Source organism: Sphingobacterium sp. UBA3519 (assembly GCF_002377215.1).
Lineage (GTDB): Bacteria > Bacteroidota > Bacteroidia > Sphingobacteriales > Sphingobacteriaceae > Sphingobacterium > Sphingobacterium multivorum.
The window spans coordinates 439,553-462,781 of the sequence record NZ_DFPI01000024.1 but is presented as its reverse complement, the minus strand read 5'-3'; the positions used below and the strand labels follow the sequence as shown (position 1 = coordinate 462,781).

Sequence of the window (23,229 nt, the reverse complement as noted above, 5' to 3'; positions counted from 1 at the left end):
CCTCTTCCAAAAATGGCCCTCCTGCAATTGCAAAGCCATTTCGGAAGGGGTATTTTTTTTAGCAACACTTAAATCTCTTCATGGGCGGACCTGCTATCGGATGGCTTACTTTCATTTTTCATACGGTCAATCGCCGTCACGACATATTTATACTTTTGATGCTGTTTGATATCGTCATCGGTATATTGAAGCTTATCCCCATCAAAGGTGATAAAAATGATTTTTCCAGGGTCTTTAATGTTTACTTTTTCATCGAGGTTGAAGCGATAGATCACATAGCCATAAGCCGACTCCCCATCATTGGCCACATCGGGTTTTTGCCAAAATAAGGTATTCATTTTACCATTGGCCGAATTTTTCACCAGAAGACCGAAGGGGGCATTGGGTGGGATACTATCTAACCAAGGCATTGTAGGGGGTAAAGCCGGTGTACGGTACAGGTCATTTCGCATGGAATCCTGCAGTCCAACAAGATTGTCCGTGAGTGACTTGGAACTGAAATAAATACTTCCCTCCGCATCGTGCTCCTCCCTTAAGTGGCGTACCTGTCTGGGGATCTGACTACGGTCTGTCCAGCCGATTTTATTTTCGGTAACACGATAAGCTCCATGCCCGACATAAAAGTGACGGCCATAGGTGTGTTTCTGCCACCAGTCAACCAAGATCTCATAGGCTGCTGCGCGATTTTTGAATGGAAAGTAGATCTGTGGATTGATATAATCGATCCAACCTTCCTGCATCCATTTGACACCGTCAGCATACAGTTCCCGGTAAGCGCTCAGACCACGGGTATCTGATCCGGCACTGTTATTTTCTTTGTTGTCCCATACCCCACAAGGACTAATGCCATATTTGACATATGGTTTTATCTTTTTGATGGCAACACCAAGATCGTGCACCAGTACGTTGACATTGTTGCGTCGCCAGTCGTCAATTTTCTCGATCCCATTATTATATTGACCAAAGGTAATCTGATCCGGTACCGGTGTATTTCTGCTATCGGGATAGGGGTAAAAATAATCATCGAAATGAATGCCATCTACATCGTAGTTTTTGACCACATCCATGATGACATCAATAATATATTTGCGAACTTCCGGAATACCGGGGTTGAAAAGCTTCTTGCCAGCATAGGTGAAGAACCATTCCGGGTGACGCTTGGTAATATGCTCATCCGAAAAATGAGCCGGATTTAATGTTGTGGAAGCACGATACGGATTGAACCAGGCATGGAGTTCCATTCCTCTCTTGTGGGCCTCGGTGATGGCAAACTCCAAGGGGTCATAAAATGGCGAAGGTGGTAATCCCTGTTTCCCGGTTAGATATCTACTCCATGGTTCTCTGCCCTTCGCGTAAAATGCGTCGGCAGCTGGACGTACCTGCAAAATAATGGCATTCAGTCCCGCGCTGCGGTGCTGGTCCAATAAATCAATAAACTCCTGTTTTTGCTGTGCGACATTATTGCCCGCTTTGACAGATGGCCAGTCAATATTACCTATGGTTGCAACCCACACGCCACGAAACTCCCGCTTAGGTAGTTGCTGGGAATACGTTCTAATCGAAAATAAACAGATAACAATGGTAAAAAAAGAATATAAATATGTTTTTCCCGTCATTCTATAAATTATAGCCAACAAAGATAGGGAAGCATTTCTTACTTTTTCCCTAAAAAATGTAAGATGTTTGTTGGATACTTGTTAAAAGAACCTGAGCTTGGTTTTCAAATTGATAATAATGCAAATACAAGTAACATTGTACTTTATTTGTGCTAATTTAGATGCGGTTTTCACAAAAGCAATGGCTTGATCGGCTAATCACAATAAAAAAGATTATGAGCAAAGAACAAATATCCGTTTTTGACATGTTTAAGATTGGTATAGGGCCCTCGAGTTCGCATACCTTGGGACCTTGGCGTGCAGCCCAGCAATTTACAGCTGTTCTTAGGTCAAAAGGTGTCTTGCATGAAGTCGAACAAGTCAAAATCCTGCTGTATGGTTCTTTGGCCAAAACCGGTGCTGGACATGGTACCGATATTGCTGTGCTCCTGGGACTAAGTGGAGATGATCCGGTTACCTTTGATGTCAATAGCGTGATGCCCAAAGTCGAGCATATTAAGACAGTCGGCGAACTGGAAGTCGCTGGCGAACGGACGATTCCTTTTTCCTATCCGGAAGACCTCTTGTTTCTATACGCGGAAAGTTTACCTTTTCACCCCAACGCAGTGACCTTTCAGGCATTCCTATCCAATGGTAAGGCAATTACTGAAACCTATTATTCGATAGGGGGTGGTTTTGTGGTGCAGGAAAATGATACTGAAGGTGTTTTGTCTGAAGTGGACCTTCCGTTTCCTGTCGATACTGCACAGGAACTCTTGCATTGGACGATGAAAACGGGTCTGAAAATCTCGGAGCTGGTCCTTGAAAATGAATGTGCATGGCGTGAAGAAAGTGAAACCGTGGCAGGCGTTTTGAATATTTATAAAACAATACATGAATGTATCTACCGCGGCTGTCATACTGGCGGGACATTACCTGGGGGCTTAAATGTCGAACGTAGAGCAGCCAAGCTAAACAAGAAGTTAATGCAGGGACGAAGTTATCAAGATTATGAGTCCTGGGTAGCGGCCATTCGCGAGGGCGGCCAAAACTTTCAATATATTCTGGATTGGGTAAGTTGTTTTGCACTTGCCGTAAATGAGGAGAACGCCTCTTTCGGACGTGTGGTTACAGCTCCTACCAATGGGGCCTCAGGCGTTATCCCAGCGGTGTTGCAATATTACATTACTTTCCACGACGGAATGCTTGAAAATAAAATTATCCAATTTATTCTTACCGCATCCGAGATCGGATCGATATTTAAGAAAAATGCAACCATTTCAGCCGCAATGGGCGGTTGTCAGGCCGAGATTGGCGTTTCATCAGCGATGGCAGCCGGCGCGCTGACAGAAGTACTCGGCGGATCACAGCGCCAGGTGCTGATGGCTGCCGAGATTGCCATGGAACATCACCTCGGATTGACATGCGATCCAATCGGTGGACTGGTACAAATTCCTTGCATCGAACGCAACACAATGGGAGCCATTAAAGCCATTACTGCGGCACAATTGGCACTGCAATCGAATCCGGATAAAGCAAAAGTAAGTTTGGATACAGTGGTTAAAACTATGTGGGAGACTGCTTTGGATATGAATGCCAAATATAAGGAAACAGCAGATGGTGGATTGGCCGTCAATATTCCATTGAGTTTGCCGGAATGTTAATGACTGCCGAAGTTTTCTCGTTTTTCGTATCTTTGACGCGGTAAAATAGATCTATTCTTATAAAGAGCATAAACGAATGAAATATTGTGCAATCGCCTCCGGAAGTAATGGGAACTGTTATTATGTCGCTAAAGATGATTCTGCTATCTTGATAGATGCTGGAATCAACAGCAAGCATATACACCTGCGGATGTACAACCTGGATATTTTACCGACTCAGATCAAAGCAATTTTCATTACCCATGAACATTCTGATCATATTAGGGGCCTATCTGTATTTGCCAAAAAATATAATTTACCGGTTTATATTACCAAGGGAAGTTACGATGGCACCCGTTTGCATCTTCCATCCCATTTGGTCCATATCATTTCTCCTGATGAGGTTGTTGAAATTGGAGGACTTAAGGTGTACGGTATTCCCAAATATCACGATGCCAAAGAACCATGCAGCTTTCTTGTCTCAGATGGAACATACAATATCGGTGTCCTGACAGATATTGGACGACCTTGCGAAAATGTGCAGCATGTTATTCAACATTCGGATGTTTTGCTCCTGGAATCAAATTATGACGAGGAGATGTTGCGTACAGGACGCTATTCCTATTTTCTGAAAAATCGGATCAGCAGTGGTTGGGGACACTTGTCAAATCGTGTTGCCGTCGAACTGTTTAACGCCTATAAAACCGACCGTCTTAAACATCTTATCCTCACTCACCTCTCCGGCGAAAATAATACCGTCGATCTGGTACAGCAAACTTTCGAACCACATTGCGAACGTATCCAGCTACATGTCGCGACACGTTACCAGGAAACAGAATTATTCGACCTGAAACTTGTGCTGGAAAACCATGTGGCATCTTTTTCAATCCTTTCCGCACTCTCTTCCTAACTAACAACGCTCTTTTTGTTCGCTGTATTTCTTCAGTTAAAGCGTAAGAATACTGTAAAATGAAAAAATTAGTTGTTTTAAAAAGATTTCCTGTTATATTTGCTTTGTTTTTAATCAGTCTAAATAATATCTTTTATACTTATTTGGACAACAAGAAACAAAAAACACCATGTAATAGACGGCAATCTATCACATGGCGTTAATCTACATACAGCGGCAACTGCATGTAGATGACTGAAACAGCACGCTGTGTCAGTTACTCCCGATATACGATATGGAAGAACTTGCAAGATAACGAATTTTATTATTTTATTCGTTGTTAAGCATATGCAAAACCTGCAAATTCTCCCATAATAAGTTGAAGAAAACTAAACATCAATCAACATATTATGAAAATTTTAATTTCATTTTTCACATTTCTTACGGTATTACTGTGTAGTCACTCTAGTCATGCCCATGCCCTTTGGATTGAATCATCTTCTTATGGAACGTTAAACCAATCCCATGAAGTCAAGGTATATTACGGCGAGTTTGCAACGAATGAAAGAGATCAGGTCGACAAATGGTACTCCGACGTGAAGGACTTCTCATTAATGTTGCATGCCCCGGGACAGGAACCCGTCAAGCTTCAATTGACGAATCAAGGCGATCACTTTAGCGGTTCATTCCAACCTACAGCAGCCGGAACCTATTTCCTATCCATTGTTAAAGCACCTAAAGATCTAGGCGGTAAAACGAAATATGAATTTTCTTCCTTAGTGCCTGTTATCGTAGGAAAGTCTGCAACACTCGATTATAAAAATGTAAAAAGCCCATTGCAAATTGAATTGCTTGGTGCGGCTAACGCAAAAAAGGGGCAACGTATACAAGCAAAGATCACCAGCTTCGGCAAAGCTGTTCCACAGGCCAAAGTTTCTGTTTTTTCGACTACCGGTTGGGGAAAAGAGTTTGTTGCGGACGAGCATGGCATCCTGACATTTGACGCAATATGGGCTGGTCCATACGTCTTGGAAGCAAGTACGTTTGCTGAAACTGCAGGTGAACATGAAGGGAAAGCCTATGCTTCGACATGGCAGGGAAGTACGACTTTCATTACTGTCAAATAACCGCAGCTACAGCGCAGACAGCATAAGGGTCTAATCTGAAACGATGGCAACACCAATGGGTCCTTACAAAAAAAATATCTAAGAAAAATCTACTATAATAAAACATCTACCATACTACATTCATGAATAAAACTTTATCCTTTTTGGCTATTCCTATGATTAGTTCGGTCTTTTCTGTTGCACAAGCACAGACGAACAAAGTCATTGAAGGAATTCTTATCAATGAAAAATCCGAACCTATCACAGGAGCGACAGTAAAATTAACTAATACAGGTGTTACCACCAGCACAGATAGTGAGGGGCATTTCGCTTTTCATAAGCTTTCATCCAAAACCTACCATATCGAGATTAAAGCGATCGGTTACGGTAAGCATACGATGGAAGTGAACGTAACAGATGAGACGGCAAACCTTGGTCCCATTATCTTAAAGGACCAATCGCAAGCTATTGACGAAGTTGCGGTTTATGGTAAATACTATGAGCATTATAAGTTTGACAGTATCTCCGGATCGTTACGCCTTAAAACACCAATCCTAGAGCTGCCTCAAAATATACAGGTTATTTCTTCCGATTTAATGGCAGATCAACAGGTTTTCGACATTGTTGATGGTATTACGCGTAATGTTAGTGGCGCAACACGTCAGGGCCATTGGGACAACCAATATGCCAATATCCGTATGCGTGGCTCTAAGATCCCTGCATTCCGTAATGGGATGAACATTGAAGCTTCTTGGGGGCCTACAGCCGAAGATGCAAGTATGATCGAACGGATCGAATTTGTAAAAGGACCAGCCGGTTTTATGCTTGCCAATGGCGAACCTGGCGGCTTTTATAATGTGGTAACAAAAAAACCTACCGGTAATACCAAGGGGTCTGTTACCCTGAATACAGGGAGCTTCAGTACCTATCGCGCTGCCGTTGACTTGGATGGTAAATTGCGCAAAGATGGCAAACTGCTTTACCGTCTGAATGTGGCCGGACAACAAAAAGATTTTTTTACAAAATATAATTACAGTAACCGGCTTGTTATAGCGCCAGTGGTTACCTATAAAGTAGATTCTTTGACGAACTTAACATTTGAATACACCTACCAAGGGTCTACCTACCTATCAAATGGTAATTATACGTTCTCACCCAAAGGATTTGCCGATCCGGGTATTGCCAATGACTTCTTCTATGGTGATCCCTCCATGGAGCCCGGAAAGCTAAAAGACCATAGTGCCTATATTTACCTGGATCGCAAACTAAACGAAAACTGGAAATTGCATGCACAGATGGCCTATTTCAATTTTGATATGAAAGCCACCAGTACATGGCTGAATTACATGAAAGCCAATGGCGATATGCCACGTTATTACAGTATTGCCGACGAACATGGTGAAAATAGTTTTGGTCAGGTTTCCTTAAATGGAGAGGAATATACTGGAAGCGTTCGTCATCGGATTTTAATCGGTGCGGATTATGGTAATAAGAAGTTTTGGGGCGATTTCAGAACGATTTTGGATTCGATTCCTTCAGCGCCGCTCAACGTCTATGATCCTAAATACGGTATTCCAGGCAGTGTATTCCCTGCGCTGGATCGTTCGCAGAGTGTAAAGGTCCGTGCGGGCGGTAGCAACTACGTGACTTCAACAAACTATATGTCATTCTACGCGCACGATGAATTGGCGTTCCTGGAAGAGAAATTGCGTTTATCGCTTGGCTTACGCTATACAATTAATGAGACCATAGGAAAAACGTCTGTAGCTGACAGAACCGATAAAGCATTTACGCCGAGGGTAGGGTTGAGCTATTCGATCGATAAATCCATGAGTGTATATGGCTTGTTTGATCAATCTTTTGTTCCTGTCGCTGGTACCGACTGGGAAGGTAATGCTTTCAAACCAATACGCGGAAATGATTTAGAAGCAGGTGTTAAGAAAGAGTGGATGGGTGGAAAATGGATCTCCACGTTAAGTGCCTACACTATTGCCCGTAAAAATGCGCTGGTAGCTGACCCCGATCCGAGTCACGTCGTTAATGGTGTGTCATTCCAGACCCAATTGGGAGAAACCAGAAGCAAGGGTATCGAATTTGATGTCACCGGTGAAATTATTAAGGGGCTGAATGTGAATGCAAATTATGCCTTGACAGATTCGAAGATCTCCAAAGATACCAAAGAAGAAAATATAGGTAATATCACTCCGAATACGGCCAAACATACAGCCAATGCATTTGTATCCTATCGTATTCAGGATGGGAAAGTGCGTGGACTTGGCTTTATGGGAAGTGTTCAGGGAATGTTTGACCGTGCAGTTGGGACAACAAAAGAAAGTAATTTCAAGAATTATCTGCGTACCGATGCAGGCATCAGCTATCAAAAAGGGAAGTATGCCATTTCGGTCGTAATCAATAATGTGTTGGACAACCGCAAATTGCTGACTGCTGGATCGATCTCCAAAGCAAGTGCGGCCGTTCAGAAGCTCGGTGGTGTGGATTATTATTCCTATATCGTCGAAGCTAGACGTAACTTCCGTATGGGAGTGACCTATAAATTTTAACGGACCGATCCAGATAAATTATAGAATCGATGTATAGTACACTGTTAATCGTTATACTCATGGGAGCCTATCTTTTTTACAACACGAGCAAAAAGGTGAAGTTTGGCCCTAGACCACAATGGCTTGAAAAATTGTGCGCACAAACGAAGTTTGTGCGCACATTGAGCATGCTGCTATTGATCTTTCCATTTGGAGCTGTTCTTTATCTGCAAGGTTTTGGAGCAGGTTTTTTTGCTTTTTTTGCCTATTTCATGTGCATGATGTGTCTTGTGGTCCTATTAAATCCTTATCGCTATTTCAAATTATACCCAATTATGGGATTGTATGTATTTAGCCTTTGTGTTGAATTATTGATTTCTTAATCGATTAAATATGCCTGCTAATAAAAAATACCTCAGTACGCCCTTTCAGCGATTCCTGAAAATTACAGCCGGATTTATCGGTGGTTATGTCGTCATGATCTCTTTCCACGTTTTGGTCACTCATATTTTTGAGAAAAAGGATGTTGTTGCCACGGCTTGCTTCACGGGTTATCTCCTATGGGCAGTACTGCTCTTGTTGGCCTTTCTTGCTAAGAGTGGATGGAAAATATGGGGATTATACTTACTCTTGGCGGCAGTTTTTTCGCTGCCTTATTTTTTCAAAATGTAATTGACCATGAATAACCGAAATTATAATATCTATTTCAATACGCATACCATTAGTGGCATTATTATTTGCGCTATCCTTTATGTGATATTCTTTGCGGGATCATTTGCGTTTTTTAGGAATGAAATTGCTGCCTGGCAGAATAATACGTCGTATAAGACTTATCGCGAAGATCATAAAAACGTTGATCATTTGCTCGACTCACTCAAAGGACAAACAAATTTGCATGGACGCGATATTACCTTTTATATGTACCGGGAAGGGACTTCAGCCTACTTGGGCTTGAGTGCATCCAACGATAGTATACTCAATAAAGAAAACCTGGCGAAGATCACGCCTGAACAAAAAGCTGCAAAAAAGTTTAGCCGCAGAAGGGGTGGAGATGATGATTCAAAGAACTTTACCTATAATTTTGCTAATAAAAAGGCTGGAGACTATGTGCAGAATTACGATATGGGCGAGTTTTTATTTCGTTTGCATTTCTTGGCCCAGCTCAATCAGGTGCCGATTCGGGTAGGCATAGCGCCATTTGGTTATCTTATTGCAGGTATTACCGCTTTTATTTTTCTGTTTGCCCTTATTACCGGGTTATTGCTGCATTGGGATAAGATCGTCTCAAATTTCTTTGTGTTCAGACCCTTCAGTAAATGGAAAACGGTATGGACTGATATGCACACCGCATTGGGCGTCATTGGTTTTCCGTTTCAATTTATCTTCGCGGTAACAGGTACGTTCTTGATCATCAATTCAGTACTCGCTTTGCCGCTGAGCAAGTTGTTGTATGATGGTGATCAGCAAAAAATGTATCAGGAGATGGGGGTTAGTGCCGAAACCAATTTTCCTTATACCTACAAACCTTTAAATGCAGACATTAATATCGCTCCATTTTTAGATCTGGCAAAACACAAATGGCCGGAAGCCGATTTTCAGCGTATTACGATCAAAAACTACGCAGACTCCAATATGCATGTTATCATGGAGCTGGAACCGCATTTTAACAAAAGCTTTGCTGGATCGGGGCTGTTGTCTGTGCGAGCGGCCGACAATAAAGTTGTTGCCGAGAAATCACCAGTTAGCGATGCTAGCTATGCAGATGGGGTGCGCAGCATTATATACCGGTTGCATTATGGCGATTATGGAGGCTATCCGCTCAAGATGGTGTACTTTATTTTGGGAGTTATGGGGTGTCTTGTTATTATCTCGGGTATATTGATCTGGTTGGTAGCGCGTGACAAAAACAACGTAATTCCACGAAAACGAAAATTCAATTTCTGGGCGGCCAATATTTTCACGGCAATATGTTTGACGATGTTACCTGTCACTGCATTGACTTTCATTGCTATTAAATTGAGCCCTGAGGTCAATCAGGATTTTATATACCGCGTTTATTTCTATAGCTGGCTCCTATTTTCACTGTATTACATTATCCGGAGAAGCATACGCAGAACCAATCGCGAAACATTGCTGGTTGGAAGCATATTGGCATTTTTTATTCCACTTGCCAATGGTTTTATGACTGGTAACTGGATCTGGGATACCTTCCGCAATGGACAGCGGGATATTTTCGTCGTCGACTTTTTATGGCTGATGATCGGTATAATTGGTGTAATCGCCTATAACAAGACTAAAAAATTCTTTGAGACGATTCGTTAACAAAGATTCTTTTCTCTCTGCGAAGGTATACACTTTGTTTTTTGATTCCAAGGGTGCTCACAAGGTGCCCTTGGAACGTTTATAGGGTACGGCTTAAATACCTTTAAGGTCAGATCCTGGTAGACAATGCCTCATGGCGCAGAGCAATTCTTATCCAAGGATACCATACTGATGATCGCGGAAATTTCCTCTTACAATACAGCCTTAAAAAATCGGCCGAGGCGCATCAGATCCTGTGCTGTCTTTTCGTTCCAGTCCACAGCATAGTTTAGCCGAATACAGTTCTTAAACTGATCGTGCTGTGTAAACATCCTTCCCGGAGCAAAACTCAACTTTTGCCTAAGCGCATAATCGTAGAGCACCGTTGAGTCTATCTTTTTGTCCAGCTCTAACCAAAGTACAAAGCCACCTTCGGGCTGCGACATTTTGGTATTTTCCGGAAAATGGGCCTCAATGCTGTTTCTAAAATTGACATAATTGCTGTACAGTTTTTTTCTGAAGCTATTGAGGTGATGGTCGTACCGGCCGATCTGCAAGAATTTGGAAACAGCTTCCTGGTAAATTGCAGGCTGCGAAATCGTTTGTATGAGCTTTTGTTTTAGGATCTTATCTTTGTATTGCCCGGGCTCAACCGAGCCGAAAACTTGGGGCTAATACTTTGGTAAATGATCCACACCACATCACCAGTCCCTCTTCGTCAAAATATTTGCATGGTTTGGGCCGTGACGAACCGAAATAGATGTTTCCATATAGGTCGTCTTCAATCAATGGAATATGGTGGTGTGCGAGCAGTTTGACAAGCTCTTTCTTGTGCTCCTCAGGCATGAGTGCGCCCAATGGATTGCTAAAGTTGGTGACAAAACAACAGACATCAATTTTATGAATAACTTTTTTCAGGGCATCCAATTCAATTCCCGTAATAGGGTGGGTCGGAATCTCGATGGTTTTGAGGCCCAGTAGTTGAAAAGCCTGAATAAAGCCAAAGTAAAGGGGGCTTTCTACCGCTATGGTGTCGCCGGGTTTAGTGACGGCACGAAGGCAGCTGTAGATGGCATTCATGGCGCCCGACGTGATAATAAGATCCTCGTCACTTATTTTTCCCTCAAGTACCAATGACCATTTGGCAATTTCTTTCCGTAAGCTCGGACTTCCCTGTACCTGTCCATATTGATCACCGTAATCATGCAGCTCATGAACCGACTCTATAATGCATCGATTAAGTTTCTGAATCGGAAGTAATGATGCACTGGGTAAACCCAGTGAAAAGCGTGTAATTTCCTTGTCTTCCAGGGAGTGGAAAACTTTATCGATCAATGCCGCGGGATCTTGTTTCTTTTCGTCGATTTTGAAGGTAGAAATGGACGGGATAGCCATCCGACGAAGCCCGGATCGGCTAACGAAATAGCCTGATTTGGGGCGTGATTCAATGAGCGATCGACTCTCTAGTTCCATATAGGCACTTTTTGCCGTATTTAAACTTACATTGTATAATTTCTGAGCGCTGCGGACAGAAGGTAAACGATCGCCATAGACCAAGGAACCATTTTTGATCTGGTTTTCAACAATATTGGCTATTTTTTTATATAACAGTTGCTGTTCCATCCTTATGCTAATTTACTGTTTCTGTTTTGATTTAACCAGTTATTATATCGGCGGATTCCTTTTCTGAGCGATTCTTCCGAACCAAATAGGTTCATCAACTGTTGCTCAAAGAAGGATTGCGCTTTGTTCATAAATACGTTGGAAAGCGTATCCGAAATAGGACCGTCGTAGGTCATTTCGACCGACAGTAAATTCTTTCTGCAGAGTATTACAGACGAAAAGGCTTTTAATTGATTGCCTTGGTCGAGCACCAGGAAAGGCATGCTTATGCGTGCTGTATCTACCTGCTTTTTGTTTTGTATTTCTTTGATAAGCGCTAAATCAGAAAGATCCACTTGTCTGATCAGATACGGTTGATGTGCAGTTGTCGCCATAAGAATAAATCTTTTTGCTAATTTAAGAAGGGTACAGGATGCTGTTTAGGTACAGAGTGCCGTTAAAATAGGGGTACAGAAAAAAATTAGGTTGCCCGGTGATTTTTGTAATTTCCATTTGAGATCTTTACACTACGAAAAGGATATCTCCGGATCTATAGATTATGAAGTAGTATGCACAGCTTATTTCCTTTATTTATCGCAATGATTGCGATCATCGTATTGATCGAAATGTGGGCGACCAAACTACGGGTAGCCTATCCCATTCTCTTGGTTCTGGCGGGGCTATTCATTAGTTTTATTCCCACTTTGCCCGTAGTGACGATTGATCCGGACGTCATCTTTCTCATTTTTCTACCGCCCTTGCTTTGCGAGGCTTCTTGGTCAATTTCGTTTAAGGAGATGAAGAAATGGTGGCGTATTATCGGGAGTTTTGCCTTCTTGGTTGTATTCTTTACGGCACTTTCTGTCGCGGTTGTTGCCAATTATTATATACCGGGGTTTACACTAGCGTTGGGCTTTCTGCTGGGAGGCATTGTGTCACCGCCAGATGCTGTCAGCACAGGAGCGATTATGAAATTTGTGAAAGTTCCCAAAGCTACTTCTGCGATCCTGGAAGGCGAAAGCCTATTAAATGATGCTTCTTCCTTGATCATTGTACGTTTTGCTCTTATTGCTGTTGGGACAGGTCAATTTGTATGGGGACAAGCTGCGGTATCCTTTATCTGGATGCTGGTCGGTGGTGTGGGTATTGGCCTGTTATTGGGTTGGTTTTTTATACAGGCACACAAGCGTCTACCGACAGATGCGCCCTCGGATATTGCACTTACCTTGATTGAACCTTACTTTATGTATTGGATCGCAGAGCAATTTCATAGCTCAGGGGTGTTGGCTGTCGTTGCCGGTGGCCTTTTGATGTCCGGTCAGCGGCTGACATTTCTCAATAGTACGAGCCGGGTGCGGGGGCTGAGTGTCTGGGAGAGTTTTGTATTTATCCTGAACGGTATCATATTTTTTATTATTGGATTAGATCTTCCGGAGATTGTTGCGGGTTTGCGGTCCAATGGAACGTCGCTGTTAGAAGCCATCGGGTACGGTCTTTTGGTAACGGGAGTATTGATCCTTGCTCGTATTATCAGCTCGTATGCAGCCATGATTGCTACCCTTATTTTTCGCCCGGGTGTGGCGCCAAGATCGAGATCTACCAAACAGCGTTTTCTAATGCCTCTTTTGTTGGGCTGGACCGGCATGCGTGGTGTGGTGTCATTGGCAGCAGCATTATCCATTCCTGTCTTTATGAATGGTGTGGATATTCCGCAGCGAAACCTGATCTTATTCATCACCTTTGTCGTGATCTTATCCACGCTCTTGATACAAGGGCTTACTTTACCCTACTTAATCAAAAGGACTAGACTATTTGAAACTTTTGGAGAAGAGCCCGAAGAGCAGGTCCGTAGTCGCATGAAGCAAGGGTTGAAACATCATGTTTACCAATTTCTAAAAGATAAACATGAGAAAGAGCTGCACAATCGTGATGTTATGGACCGCATTTTGAAACATTGGGAGGAAAAGGTGAATGCGGCCGATGATTCGTGGATGAATGAAAAAACGAAAGTGATATTTATGGAGCTTTTGGATGTACAAAGGGAGTATCTTCAGAAGCTAAACTGCGAGTAGACCATTGACGAGGGGATTGTTCGTTCGCAGTTATATCAACTGGACTTGGAAGAAGAGCGGTTGCGGCGGATTTAGTCATAGAATTTTATAAATGCCTCAGGGTAATAATGTATTTTTAACTAAAGGTTCCAATGAGGAGCCATGCTGAAATATGAAGGTAATTATAACAGGAGCCACCGGAATGGTTGGCGAAGGCGTTTTGCTGGAATGTCTACAAAATGAAAAGGTAACAGCCTTGCTGAGCATTTCCCGCCGGACTGCTGCCATTCAGCATCCAAAATTAAAGGAACTTTTGGTCGAAGACTTTACTAAACTTTCGCTATTTAGAGATGCGATTGCGGGCTATGATGCCTGCTTTTACTGTGCTGGCGTGAGTTCTGTGGGAATGAAAGAAGACAAGTACCGTTATATTACTTATGATACAACACTAGCTTTTGCAAAGTCCCTGCTGGAAATCAATTCGGAGATCAGTTTTATTTATGTTTCCGGAGGAAGCACCGATAGTACGGAGCAAGGCAAAGTGATGTGGGCTAGGGTTAAGGGTAAAACAGAGAATGATCTTGCCAAATTACCGTTCAAAAAGGAGTATAACTTTAGACCAGGAGCAATGACGACTGTTGCAGGGCAAAAGCATGCCAATCCCTTTGCTTTTGTGGCCAAAATAATCAAATTTTTTGCCCCTTCAGCAGTACTTTCCCTACATGAAGTCGGACGTGCCATGATACATGCCGTGGAAAGAGATAACGTTAAGAATATATTGGAGATTAAAGATATTCGGGCCCTTGCTTGACCGCTTTGTTAAATATTTATGTAGTAATCTGAATAATCCTGATTATTTGCAAATTATTTGACATAATTATAATTGGTTTATTCCTTCATAATCGGCCTTCTATTCAACTTGTTCGACCAGCTGTTGGCTAGAAATTTTCTCGAAATAGCTTTCCATCTCTTGGTTACACCTTTCTATAAACGTTTTTGTGCGTTTTTGCAATTCTATAATTGTTAGTGGATTTCCTTTATAATTTGCATTATATCTAAATTCCTGCTGTGCTTCCGTAATGTTTTTGAAGGCGTTAAGCTGATCTTGATGATCCAAGCAAAAAATGAAGTAGGCATCAGGAACTATCAATTTGCAGAGTTGCATGAGGAAAGTAAGGTTGACCCGTTGCGGTTTGTATTGAAGTACGGTATTGATTACGCCAAGACAAACTTGTTCCAGCGCTTGAGATAGCATAAAATATACTGCCTCTATACTTATTGCCGAGCAGTATTCCTCATAAGGCAAGTATAATGTGCGCGCATTATTATAGCGCGTCTTCCATTGTTGACGTACATAATCTAGATTTAGCTGTGGGGCAACGATGCTTTCCAGATCGATATTGGCCATGGATGTATTTTGCAACCAGATGTCACCTGCTTTCAGGAGTGAAAGAAAAAAGGGATGACCCTTTGAAAACTGTTTGCTGAAAACGGCTGAGTTTTCCAGGGCCAGCGTGAGCGACACATTGTTGGGAAGCATATCCGCAATGAATTGTGTTAAATTATTGAGTTCGCCATTTAAAGTCTCATAAGCAACAAAAATATAGTAGGAATGGGTGATGTGGTCCTTTTTGGCTCTTTGGAGCGCATTATGGTGTCTGTGATAATCAGAGTCATAACCAAAACAAGCAACCAAAGCAGGTGTACAATAACATTCAATTGCATTAAGAATAAGATCCCGAAAATTGGAGTTACAATAATTTTTTTTGTATATATCATTGTTATTTTTGTAATTTTCAACTTTATCTCGGTCTCCTAAACTTATCCATAAATCATCAAGAATGCTGTACCATTGTTGTAAAGACTCGTAAGAAAAAAAACGGCTAATGCTGTCTGCTGCAGTATCAATATTGCTTGCCGATGAGTCTATTGCTAATAGCTGATTCCAGTAGTCTGAAACGCCTTTGTTGAACTTCAGCGGTTGTTCTATTGTTTTTAGTTTACATTTCCTAAAAATAACATAGGCCAATTCCACCTGTTCAATTAATTTTCTAGTGAGATATCCGGTAGAGGAACGTGGTGGGTTCATCTTTGCGTTTGAAGCCGCGTTAATTAGCGTATTTAGGTCCGCTAACCAGTCACGTATGGATGTTTCGCTTTCAAAGAACCCAATGAGATATTTCATCGGATCGTCGATGTGTTCTTGGGTTAAATAGCGAAAATGTTTCGCTTTTAGTTTCTTTTGCGTATTTTTCATCAGATTATATGTTTTAAAGTTGATGAAACTGCTGCTTGGGTTCATAATGATCTGTGCACTGATCTATAGCCCTGTTGGTTTCATTTGTTAGTTTTTGGTGAATGATGTGTTTATAATTATCAATAGTTAAGCTAATTTAAACACTAATTTTCAATTAATCAAATTTTATATTGATAATTATTGATTATGAGTTCTTTTTTAACGAGAATTAAAGTTATTGCAGATCGAGAAGGACTGAGCGTGACAGCCTTTGAAACTGCCGTTGGAGCTAGTAGAGGAGTATTTACACGTGCCTTAACCAACAATACAGATGTACAGGCGAAATGGTTAGTTAGTATTGTTGAAAAATATCCTGCATATTCTTCCGAATGGTTGTTAAAAGGCGAAGGTGAGATGCTAAAGCCCGTTCTTGCTCAGGAAGAAGAAAAGGAGGGTTATGTGACAAATGAAATTGAGGGCGTTACTAATGCCGTTGTCAACTCCTTAAGACAGGTTATATCGTCACAAAATATCACAATTAAATCTCAGGAGAAGACAATTATTTCGTTGGAGCGATTATTGTCAATTCAAGAGCAAGAAATAAAATCGTTAAGAAATAAATAAACAGCCAACATTTAAAAAAGCTATAAGTGAATGTAAAGGAACGTGTGCTGCTGATCGCTGAAACCAAAGGCATCAGTAAGACCGAATTTTTCAAAGATGTGCAACTTTCCTATGCAAACTTTAAGGGAGGGCAGAAAAATACTGCACTCAGTTCAGATGCTATGGTGGCTATATTGTCCAAACATCCTGACATTAGCCCAGCTTGGTTGCTCATGGGTGAAGGGACTATGATGCGAAAGGATGAGAAGGGGGCTCTCAGTGCTCTACCTGCCGAAAAAGCTCATGTCACTGCCGAAGGTCTTGGTATTTATAAACAGCTGGTCAATGCCTTAGAGCAAACGGTCAAGGCACAGGAAAAAACAATCCTCTCATTGGAAGGTCAGGTAAGTTTATTACAGCGCAAATAGCCACATTGCGTAGTTTAGAAACCAAACAATCTCCTGCCCAAAAAAATACCTGATTCCGGTGATTTCATTGGCCTCCTTTTTGTTTTAATTTCGTTATTGCAACGGTGCGTGTTTGACCGGTAGCCAGGAAAAGTTTCTGTTGCATTTATTGATGTCTCGTTCCCTGCTGTTGATCGCAATGGAGCGACCACTGGTCATGTATTCAAAGAATTAATTTTATGCCAAAAAAAGGATTACTCATACTCTGCTTTTTTGTTAGTTGGTTTGTGCATCACGCAGTAGGACAGCCAGCGGGTCAACGGCCACTTTATACCTCAACATGGGGGCACCTTTTCCGTGAAGCAGGAAATAATAAAGACCTCTTGGGAGTTTTTCCAACAGAGGCACCTGTGTATCTGTTGGATTCCACCAACACGCATTACAAAGTGCAGGTGAATAATGGGGATATCGGTTTTATAGACCGTCAGCCTCTGAAAAGTGCCATGGATGGAAAAAGGTCTGCCGGAGAACCACAACAATATTTCTATCGCGGAACCGAAGGCGCTCAATGCCCACATTTCTATGTACAGGTCTCGCAATTGCGCGTGCGTAAGGCACCCAATACCACAAGTACCGCTGTGCGTAGGGCGGGGCTCAATGAAATGGTATGTATCGATTATGTGCCGCTCTACACAGATGGATGGGTCTACATCGGAGACCACTTCCATGAAAATCCGGAGTACATTCAGATGAAATTTTTGGGTGCTGAGTTAAGCTATGACAAGGTCCTTAAAGAATATTTGGCTGTCAAAGGGAAGGACCAGGAGGAAGAACTGATACAGGCAGGCCGTCTACGTGAAATCGGCTGGACGAAGTATTCCAAGTTAAAACAGGCGCTTACCTATTGGAAGGAATCTTACGACAAAGCGGGAAAAGTGGACCCCAAGGTTGATATCGATTTTGAACTGTTAATGGCCGATAAATTTCAACATGAGTTCCAGTCCGAAGTGTACGCAAAGAAACTGAAGGCCTTAAACTTCCATTTCGAATGGAAAGGAGTGTCTTTATTTGATGGTAAAATCACAGATGGACAAATGAAGCAACTGGCGCTGCAGGGGGTTACCGAAATCCCCGATATGCCCGAATGTGGCTGGGAGCCGCGGTATTATTATAAAACACCGAATATGATCGTTGCCTTTGAAGAAAATTATAAAGGCAAAGTGGTCGGAACCTTGTATAAGCTATTTTTTAGTGCGGGTGAAGCTATTGTGTTGGGGGACCAGCGGATGGATGCCAATTATGCGGAAAGAGACTTTGTAAACCACTTTGGTGAACTGCTTTCGGCAGACTGGATTTCAACGCCACATACTTTCTATATTCAAAATGGCGATGCAGGATTATTTATTTTCAGATTTGTTGATGGGAAACTCGCCAGCTATGAGTGTATGTATTATTGTTGATATTCGGAAATAGCGTCGGGGTCACGTAAAGACCTCCAAGTGTCTGAAAATGTCCCTCGTTTGTGTCTTTAGTAGGGGTTTTATTAACCATGAGGAACAGGGATGCTCAAAAAAGTAAGGCCCTTTGAAAGGAGATTAAAATTCCGCTTTCAAAGGGCCTTTGTATGTTATTGAAAACTTAAATTACACTATTTGCATTTCAAAGAGTTGGGCAATATGGCCTTTAAGTTTCCCTTTCACGTCTTCCATATCAACTTCTTTGCCAAGCTCCCGTTTTAAAGACGTTACATCCTTATCGTCGATGCCGCAAGGAATGATGTTGCCGAAATAATCAAGATCTGTATTGACATTGAATGCGAAGCCATGCATGGTCACCCAGCGTGAAGCACGCACGCCCATTGCACAGATCTTGCGTGCAGTTGGTTTATCCGGTTCTATCCATACTCCCGTAAACCCGGGATATCTCCCTGCTTCGATACCATAATCCGCACAGGTCAATATGATAGCTTCTTCCAGTGTACGCAGATACAGATGGATATCCGTAAAGAAGTTGTCGAGATCCAGTATCGGATAACCGACAATCTGTCCTGGACCATGATAGGTAATGTCGCCACCACGGTTGATCTTGTAGAATTTGGCCTCTTTCTCTTCCAGTCCTTTCTCATCTAGGAGCAGGTATTCCTCGTGCCCGCTTTTCCCTAAGGTGTAAACATGGGGATGTGCTGTAAAGATCAAGTAATTTGGGGTATTTGCTGCTGTTGCATTGACTCTATTGTCATGTTTGATGTCCAATACGCCCTTAAAGATGGATTCTTGTCTGTCCCAGGCTTCCTGATAATCGACAAGGCCCCAATCTTGAAACTGCACCTCTTTGTTCATTTCGTATTTTATTAAGCTGTGAACAGGTATAAGGCCCGTTAACAGCATTGTTTATCAAAATTAATACAATAAGTTATTGTAAGGGTAGCGTTCATTGTGCATTTTCACAATAATATCGTAAAGTTTTTGTTTGAACTCTTCGATATTCGTTTTATTCGTTGCTGATAGAAAGATTGCTGGATCAGAATTTTTTGCCATCCAGGAATTACGAAAGTCATCCAACGTGACCTCGATTTCCTCACCATCGTGTCCTTCTTCGACGGCCGGTTTATAAAGGTCAATTTTGTTGAACACTGTAATCACCGGTTTGTCAAGTGCTTTAAGATCCTTCAATGTTTCGTTTACCGCCTGGATGTGATCCTCAAAATTCGGATGCGAAATGTCGACCACATGGATCAGGACATCGGCTTCCCGAACTTCATCCAATGTGGATTTGAAACATTCCACCAGGTGGTGTGGTAGTTTGCGGATAAAACCGACGGTATCTGAAAGCAAAAAAGGAAGGTTGTCGATCACAACTTTACGTACCGTCGTATCCAATGTTGCGAAAAGTTTATTCTCGATCAGTACATCAGACTTGGAGATCATATTCATGATCGTTGATTTTCCGACATTGGTGTAACCTACCAAAGCTACACGGATCATCTCGCCACGGTTTTTTCGTTGTGTCTCGTTTTGCTTGTCGATTGCTTTTAGGCGTTCTTTGAACAGGGAAATCTTGTCCAGGATGATCCGTCTATCGGTCTCGATCTGTGACTCACCCGGACCACGCATACCAATACCCCCGCGCTGACGTTCCAAGTGGGTCCACATACGGGTCAGACGTGGTAATAGATATTGCAGCTGTGCCAATTCGACCTGTGTCTTTGCCTGTGCAGTTTTGGCATGTCGGGCAAAGATGTCCAGGATAAGGTTGGAGCGGTCCAATATCTTGCGTTTCAATTCTTTCTCAATATTACGCAGCTGCGAAGGTGAAAGCTCATCGTCGAAAACAACGATGTCAATTTCCTCCGCTTCAACGTATGCTTTTATTTCTTCCAGCTTTCCACTGCCGACAAATGTAGAGCGATCTGGGAAGCCCAGTTTCTGTGTAAACATGCCTTTGGTCTCGCCACCGGCAGTCTGTACCAAAAATTCAAGTTCCTCCAAATATTCCTTTGCTTTTGTCTCCGTCACACTTGGCGTGATCACACTCACCAAGACGGCTGTTTCGGGTTTTATTGCTGTATCGTGTATTTTAATTCTGGCCATTTTGTACTATTAAGTCTTTCAAGTGAAGTAGGGAGGTCATTAAGCTTTGCAATGTATGCTATTGCCTACCTCTTGTTATACGTTCACTTTTTAAATTATTTTCAATGAGCTTGTAAGCCCGGTTTTTGTTTGAAAAGGTAAATTTAAGAATTTATGCGTTTGTAAACCACACAAGACTGATGCCGATTATGACATAATTCTCCATTAACCAATAAATTTCCTGTGATTTGCTTACCAGGGCAACTCAAAATATGTAAGCGTTCGGTCGCCATCTTTTGCCTAGTAAAAGAAGGGATATTTTTCTATATCATGTTCATAATGATGCAAAAGTAAATAAATTTGGTTTTATATACAAAAAAGATAAATTGTCTTCAAGAACTAATAAAAACAATTCGTATCCTATTTATGTTGACGAGTGGCCTTTAGATCCCAATGCGCTCTATTTATTCACTTAAACACGTTATCGATTTATTTGCTGGCCCCGCTTTTTATTTCGAAAATGACATGCGATTAAGAAATCTTGTCCCAGGCAATGCCATCTGATTTTCTGGCGAGGAAGCTTCGCAGCAACTGATTCTTTTCGCTTTGTAGCGTTGGGTCTTCTTTGAAGATAGCAATGACCGTGTTGCGGCATTCTGTAAGCAATGCCTGATCTGTCGCCAGATTCGCCATCTTGAGGTCAAGTACACCCGATTGTTGCGTGCCGGAGATGTCGCCCGGGCCACGTAACTGTAGATCGACTTCTGCAATTTCAAATCCGTCATTGGTACGCACCATGGTATCCAGCCTTAATCGTCCTTCTTTGCTCAGCTTATTGCCCGACATCAGAATACAGAAAGACTGTTCAGCACCACGGCCTACACGGCCACGTAATTGATGCAGCTGGGATAGTCCAAATCGTTCGGAATTTTCAATGACCATCACCGATGCATTGGGAACATTAACGCCCACCTCGATAACGGTAGTGGCAACCATAATCTGTGTTTCGTGTTTGACAAAGCGCTGCATCTCAAAGTCCTTGTCCTTTACAGGCATCTTGCCATGAACAATACTGATCTTGTATTGTGGTAATGGAAATTCACGTTGTAAGTTCTCCAAACCTGCTTCAAGGTAGATCAGGTCCAGTTTTTCGCTTTCCTTGATGAGGGGATATACCACATAGACCTGTCTTCCCTTGGCGATCTCCTCACGCATAAAACCAAACATCCGTAAACGGGAGCTTTCAAAAAAGTGAACAGTCTTAATCGGTTTACGCCCAGCAGGTAATTCGTCAATTACAGAGATGTCCAAGTCGCCATACATGGTCATGGCCAATGTGCGTGGAATTGGTGTCGCTGTCATGACCAACATATGCGGTGGAATGACATTCTTGCGCCAGAGTTTGGCCCGTTGTTCCACGCCAAAGCGGTGTTGTTCGTCAATAACAACGAAGCCCAGGTTCTTGAACTGTACCTTATCCTCGATCAGGGCGTGGGTGCCAATTAAAATATCTAAGCTGCCATCTTCCAGTGCCTGGTGGATCAAACGGCGTTCCTTTGTACTTGTGGATCCTGTAAGTATCTTGATATTGACGATGTCATCGCCCACGAGCTGCTTTAGTCCATGATAATGCTGTGTCGCCAGGATTTCTGTAGGAGCCATCATACAGGCCTGAAATCCATTGTCGACAGCAAGCAGCATGCTCATGAGGGCAACAACTGTTTTCCCGGAACCTACATCGCCCTGTACCAGGCGGTTCATCTGCGCACCTGTATTGGTATCCATGCGGATTTCCTTCACAACGCGCTTTTGCGCTCCTGTCAAAGGAAATGGAAGGCGCTCGTTAAAGAACGTGTTGAATTTTTCACCGACTTTATTGAACCGCTGGCCTCTGAATTTCTGTGTGTTGAGCTGCTTGTTGTTGAGCAGCTTCAGCTGAATAAAAAATAGCTCTTCAAATTTGATGCGTTTGATGGCCTGGTTCAGCTCCTTTTGATCGCTTGGAAAGTGAATGGATGCAAAAGCCTGTTGCCTGGAAATAAGGCGATGTTTAGTGAGCACATCCTCGGGAAGCGATTCGTCAATACTGCGGAATACGGTTTCCAAAGCAGTCTCTTGTAAGCGTTGGATTCCCTTGGTATCCAGATTGAACTTTTTGAGTTTTTCTGTCGATGAATAAACCGGCTGTAAACTCATATTGCCGATCTGTTTTACCTGCGGGTTATACAGATCCATTTCGGGATGGGTAATGGATAGCTGGCCATTGAATTCGCTCGGCTTGCCATAAATAATATAGGCGGATCCGACTTTCAATGATTTTTGAAGCCAGGGGATGGACTGAAACCAGACCAGTTCCATGGAGCCGGTCTCATCTTTGAATGAGCCAACAAGACGTTTCGTTCTCTTTTCGCCTACGAGCTGTAAAGAAACCAGACGGCCCAGCACCTGTGCAGCCATCATATCGGGATGAAGTTTCCGGATTTTATGAAACTCCGTACGGTCGATATAACGGAAAGGATACTGTGTCAATAGATCACCAATCGTAAATACCTGTAGCTCTTTTTTGAGTACATCTGCTTTTTGTGGACCTACACCTTTGAGGTATTCTATCGGGGTAATTAAACGTAATTCAGCCATTCTTCTTGATGGCTAAATTACGAAAAATTTATGCGTTTATGGAGCTGTTT

The 23,229-nt window shown here is 42.4% G+C and carries 20 protein-coding genes; 12 read left to right on the top strand and 8 right to left on the bottom strand.

What is annotated here, in order from left to right:
- Positions 1-68: 68 nt before the first annotated feature.
- Entirely contained in the window at positions 69-1,616 is a 1,548-nt protein-coding gene (locus B3297_RS14460) for a glycoside hydrolase family 10 protein (RefSeq protein ID WP_286779063.1), read from the bottom strand.
- Between the two features lie 215 nt (positions 1,617-1,831).
- On the opposite strand from B3297_RS14460, the gene B3297_RS14455 reads away from it, so the two are divergent.
- The 7 genes from B3297_RS14455 to B3297_RS14425 all read left to right on the top strand — a co-directional run bounded on the left by B3297_RS14455 (position 1,832) and on the right by B3297_RS14425 (position 10,095).
- Entirely contained in the window at positions 1,832-3,259 is a 1,428-nt protein-coding gene (locus tag B3297_RS14455; protein ID WP_070561512.1) for an L-serine ammonia-lyase, read from the top strand.
- A gap of 76 nt (positions 3,260-3,335) precedes the next feature.
- Positions 3,336-4,148: an MBL fold metallo-hydrolase gene (locus B3297_RS14450; RefSeq protein ID WP_115046413.1), complete on the top strand. Its 813-nt coding sequence runs from the start codon at positions 3,336-3,338 to the stop codon at positions 4,146-4,148.
- Positions 4,149-4,537: 389 nt separating this feature from the next.
- Entirely contained in the window at positions 4,538-5,254 is a 717-nt protein-coding gene (locus tag B3297_RS14445) for a DUF4198 domain-containing protein (RefSeq protein WP_115046414.1), read from the top strand.
- A gap of 122 nt (positions 5,255-5,376) precedes the next feature.
- On the top strand, positions 5,377-7,794 hold the full coding sequence (locus B3297_RS14440; RefSeq protein WP_286779062.1) for a TonB-dependent siderophore receptor: 2,418 nt from the start codon (positions 5,377-5,379) through the stop codon (positions 7,792-7,794).
- 29 nt (positions 7,795-7,823) lie between these two features.
- The gene (locus tag B3297_RS14435; RefSeq protein ID WP_070561351.1) at positions 7,824-8,156 is read left to right on the top strand and encodes a hypothetical protein; all 333 of its coding nucleotides are present in this window, start codon (positions 7,824-7,826) and stop codon (positions 8,154-8,156) included.
- 10 nt (positions 8,157-8,166) lie between these two features.
- Positions 8,167-8,445: a hypothetical protein gene (locus B3297_RS14430; RefSeq protein ID WP_070561349.1), complete on the top strand. Its 279-nt coding sequence runs from the start codon at positions 8,167-8,169 to the stop codon at positions 8,443-8,445.
- A gap of 6 nt (positions 8,446-8,451) precedes the next feature.
- Positions 8,452-10,095, top strand: a complete 1,644-nt coding sequence (locus B3297_RS14425) for a PepSY-associated TM helix domain-containing protein (protein ID WP_286727420.1) — start codon at positions 8,452-8,454, stop codon at positions 10,093-10,095.
- A 191-nt stretch (positions 10,096-10,286) separates the two neighbouring features.
- Here the strand turns inward: B3297_RS14425 and B3297_RS14420 are convergent, their stop codons facing one another.
- The 3 genes from B3297_RS14420 to B3297_RS14410 form a co-directional block, all read right to left on the bottom strand.
- A complete protein-coding gene (locus B3297_RS14420) occupies positions 10,287-10,631 on the bottom strand; it encodes a hypothetical protein (protein WP_286779061.1) in 345 nt (114 codons plus the stop codon).
- A gap of 91 nt (positions 10,632-10,722) precedes the next feature.
- On the bottom strand, positions 10,723-11,697 hold the full coding sequence (locus tag B3297_RS14415) for a PLP-dependent aminotransferase family protein (protein ID WP_286779060.1): 975 nt from the start codon (positions 11,695-11,697) through the stop codon (positions 10,723-10,725).
- Between the two features lie 2 nt (positions 11,698-11,699).
- Positions 11,700-12,071 carry a hypothetical protein gene (locus tag B3297_RS14410; RefSeq protein WP_112375059.1) on the bottom strand — a complete coding sequence of 124 codons (372 nt, stop codon included), beginning with the start codon at positions 12,069-12,071 and terminating at the stop codon, positions 11,700-11,702.
- Between the two features lie 174 nt (positions 12,072-12,245).
- On the opposite strand from B3297_RS14410, the gene B3297_RS14405 reads away from it, so the two are divergent.
- Both B3297_RS14405 and B3297_RS14400 read left to right on the top strand, forming a co-directional pair.
- Positions 12,246-13,748 carry a Na+/H+ antiporter gene (locus B3297_RS14405; protein ID WP_239468774.1) on the top strand — a complete coding sequence of 501 codons (1,503 nt, stop codon included), beginning with the start codon at positions 12,246-12,248 and terminating at the stop codon, positions 13,746-13,748.
- Positions 13,749-13,899: 151 nt separating this feature from the next.
- Positions 13,900-14,538, top strand: coding sequence for an NAD-dependent epimerase/dehydratase family protein (locus B3297_RS14400; protein ID WP_112375058.1), 639 nt, complete (start codon positions 13,900-13,902; stop codon positions 14,536-14,538).
- Positions 14,539-14,637: 99 nt separating this feature from the next.
- Here the strand turns inward: B3297_RS14400 and B3297_RS14395 are convergent, their stop codons facing one another.
- Positions 14,638-15,984, bottom strand: coding sequence for a hypothetical protein (locus B3297_RS14395; RefSeq protein ID WP_286779059.1), 1,347 nt, complete (start codon positions 15,982-15,984; stop codon positions 14,638-14,640).
- Positions 15,985-16,170: 186 nt separating this feature from the next.
- Here B3297_RS14395 and B3297_RS14390 point away from each other — a divergent pair, with 186 nt between their 5' ends.
- The 3 genes from B3297_RS14390 to B3297_RS14380 all read left to right on the top strand — a co-directional run bounded on the left by B3297_RS14390 (position 16,171) and on the right by B3297_RS14380 (position 18,433).
- Complete coding sequence (locus B3297_RS14390; protein ID WP_070561335.1) at positions 16,171-16,587, top strand: hypothetical protein; 417 nt, start codon at positions 16,171-16,173, stop codon at positions 16,585-16,587.
- Positions 16,588-16,613: 26 nt separating this feature from the next.
- A complete protein-coding gene (locus B3297_RS14385; RefSeq protein WP_112375055.1) occupies positions 16,614-16,994 on the top strand; it encodes a hypothetical protein in 381 nt (126 codons plus the stop codon).
- Between the two features lie 218 nt (positions 16,995-17,212).
- Positions 17,213-18,433, top strand: coding sequence for a hypothetical protein (locus B3297_RS14380; RefSeq protein ID WP_204990869.1), 1,221 nt, complete (start codon positions 17,213-17,215; stop codon positions 18,431-18,433).
- A 183-nt stretch (positions 18,434-18,616) separates the two neighbouring features.
- Here the strand turns inward: B3297_RS14380 and lipB are convergent, their stop codons facing one another.
- The 3 genes from lipB to recG all read right to left on the bottom strand — a co-directional run bounded on the left by lipB (position 18,617) and on the right by recG (position 23,179).
- On the bottom strand, positions 18,617-19,312 hold the full coding sequence (lipB, locus tag B3297_RS14375; protein ID WP_070561330.1) for a lipoyl(octanoyl) transferase LipB: 696 nt from the start codon (positions 19,310-19,312) through the stop codon (positions 18,617-18,619).
- A gap of 60 nt (positions 19,313-19,372) precedes the next feature.
- A complete protein-coding gene (gene hflX, locus B3297_RS14370) occupies positions 19,373-20,563 on the bottom strand; it encodes a GTPase HflX (RefSeq protein ID WP_286779058.1) in 1,191 nt (396 codons plus the stop codon).
- A 510-nt stretch (positions 20,564-21,073) separates the two neighbouring features.
- Complete coding sequence (gene recG, locus B3297_RS14365) at positions 21,074-23,179, bottom strand: ATP-dependent DNA helicase RecG (RefSeq protein WP_201640024.1); 2,106 nt, start codon at positions 23,177-23,179, stop codon at positions 21,074-21,076.
- Between the last annotated feature and the right edge of the window lie 50 nt (positions 23,180-23,229).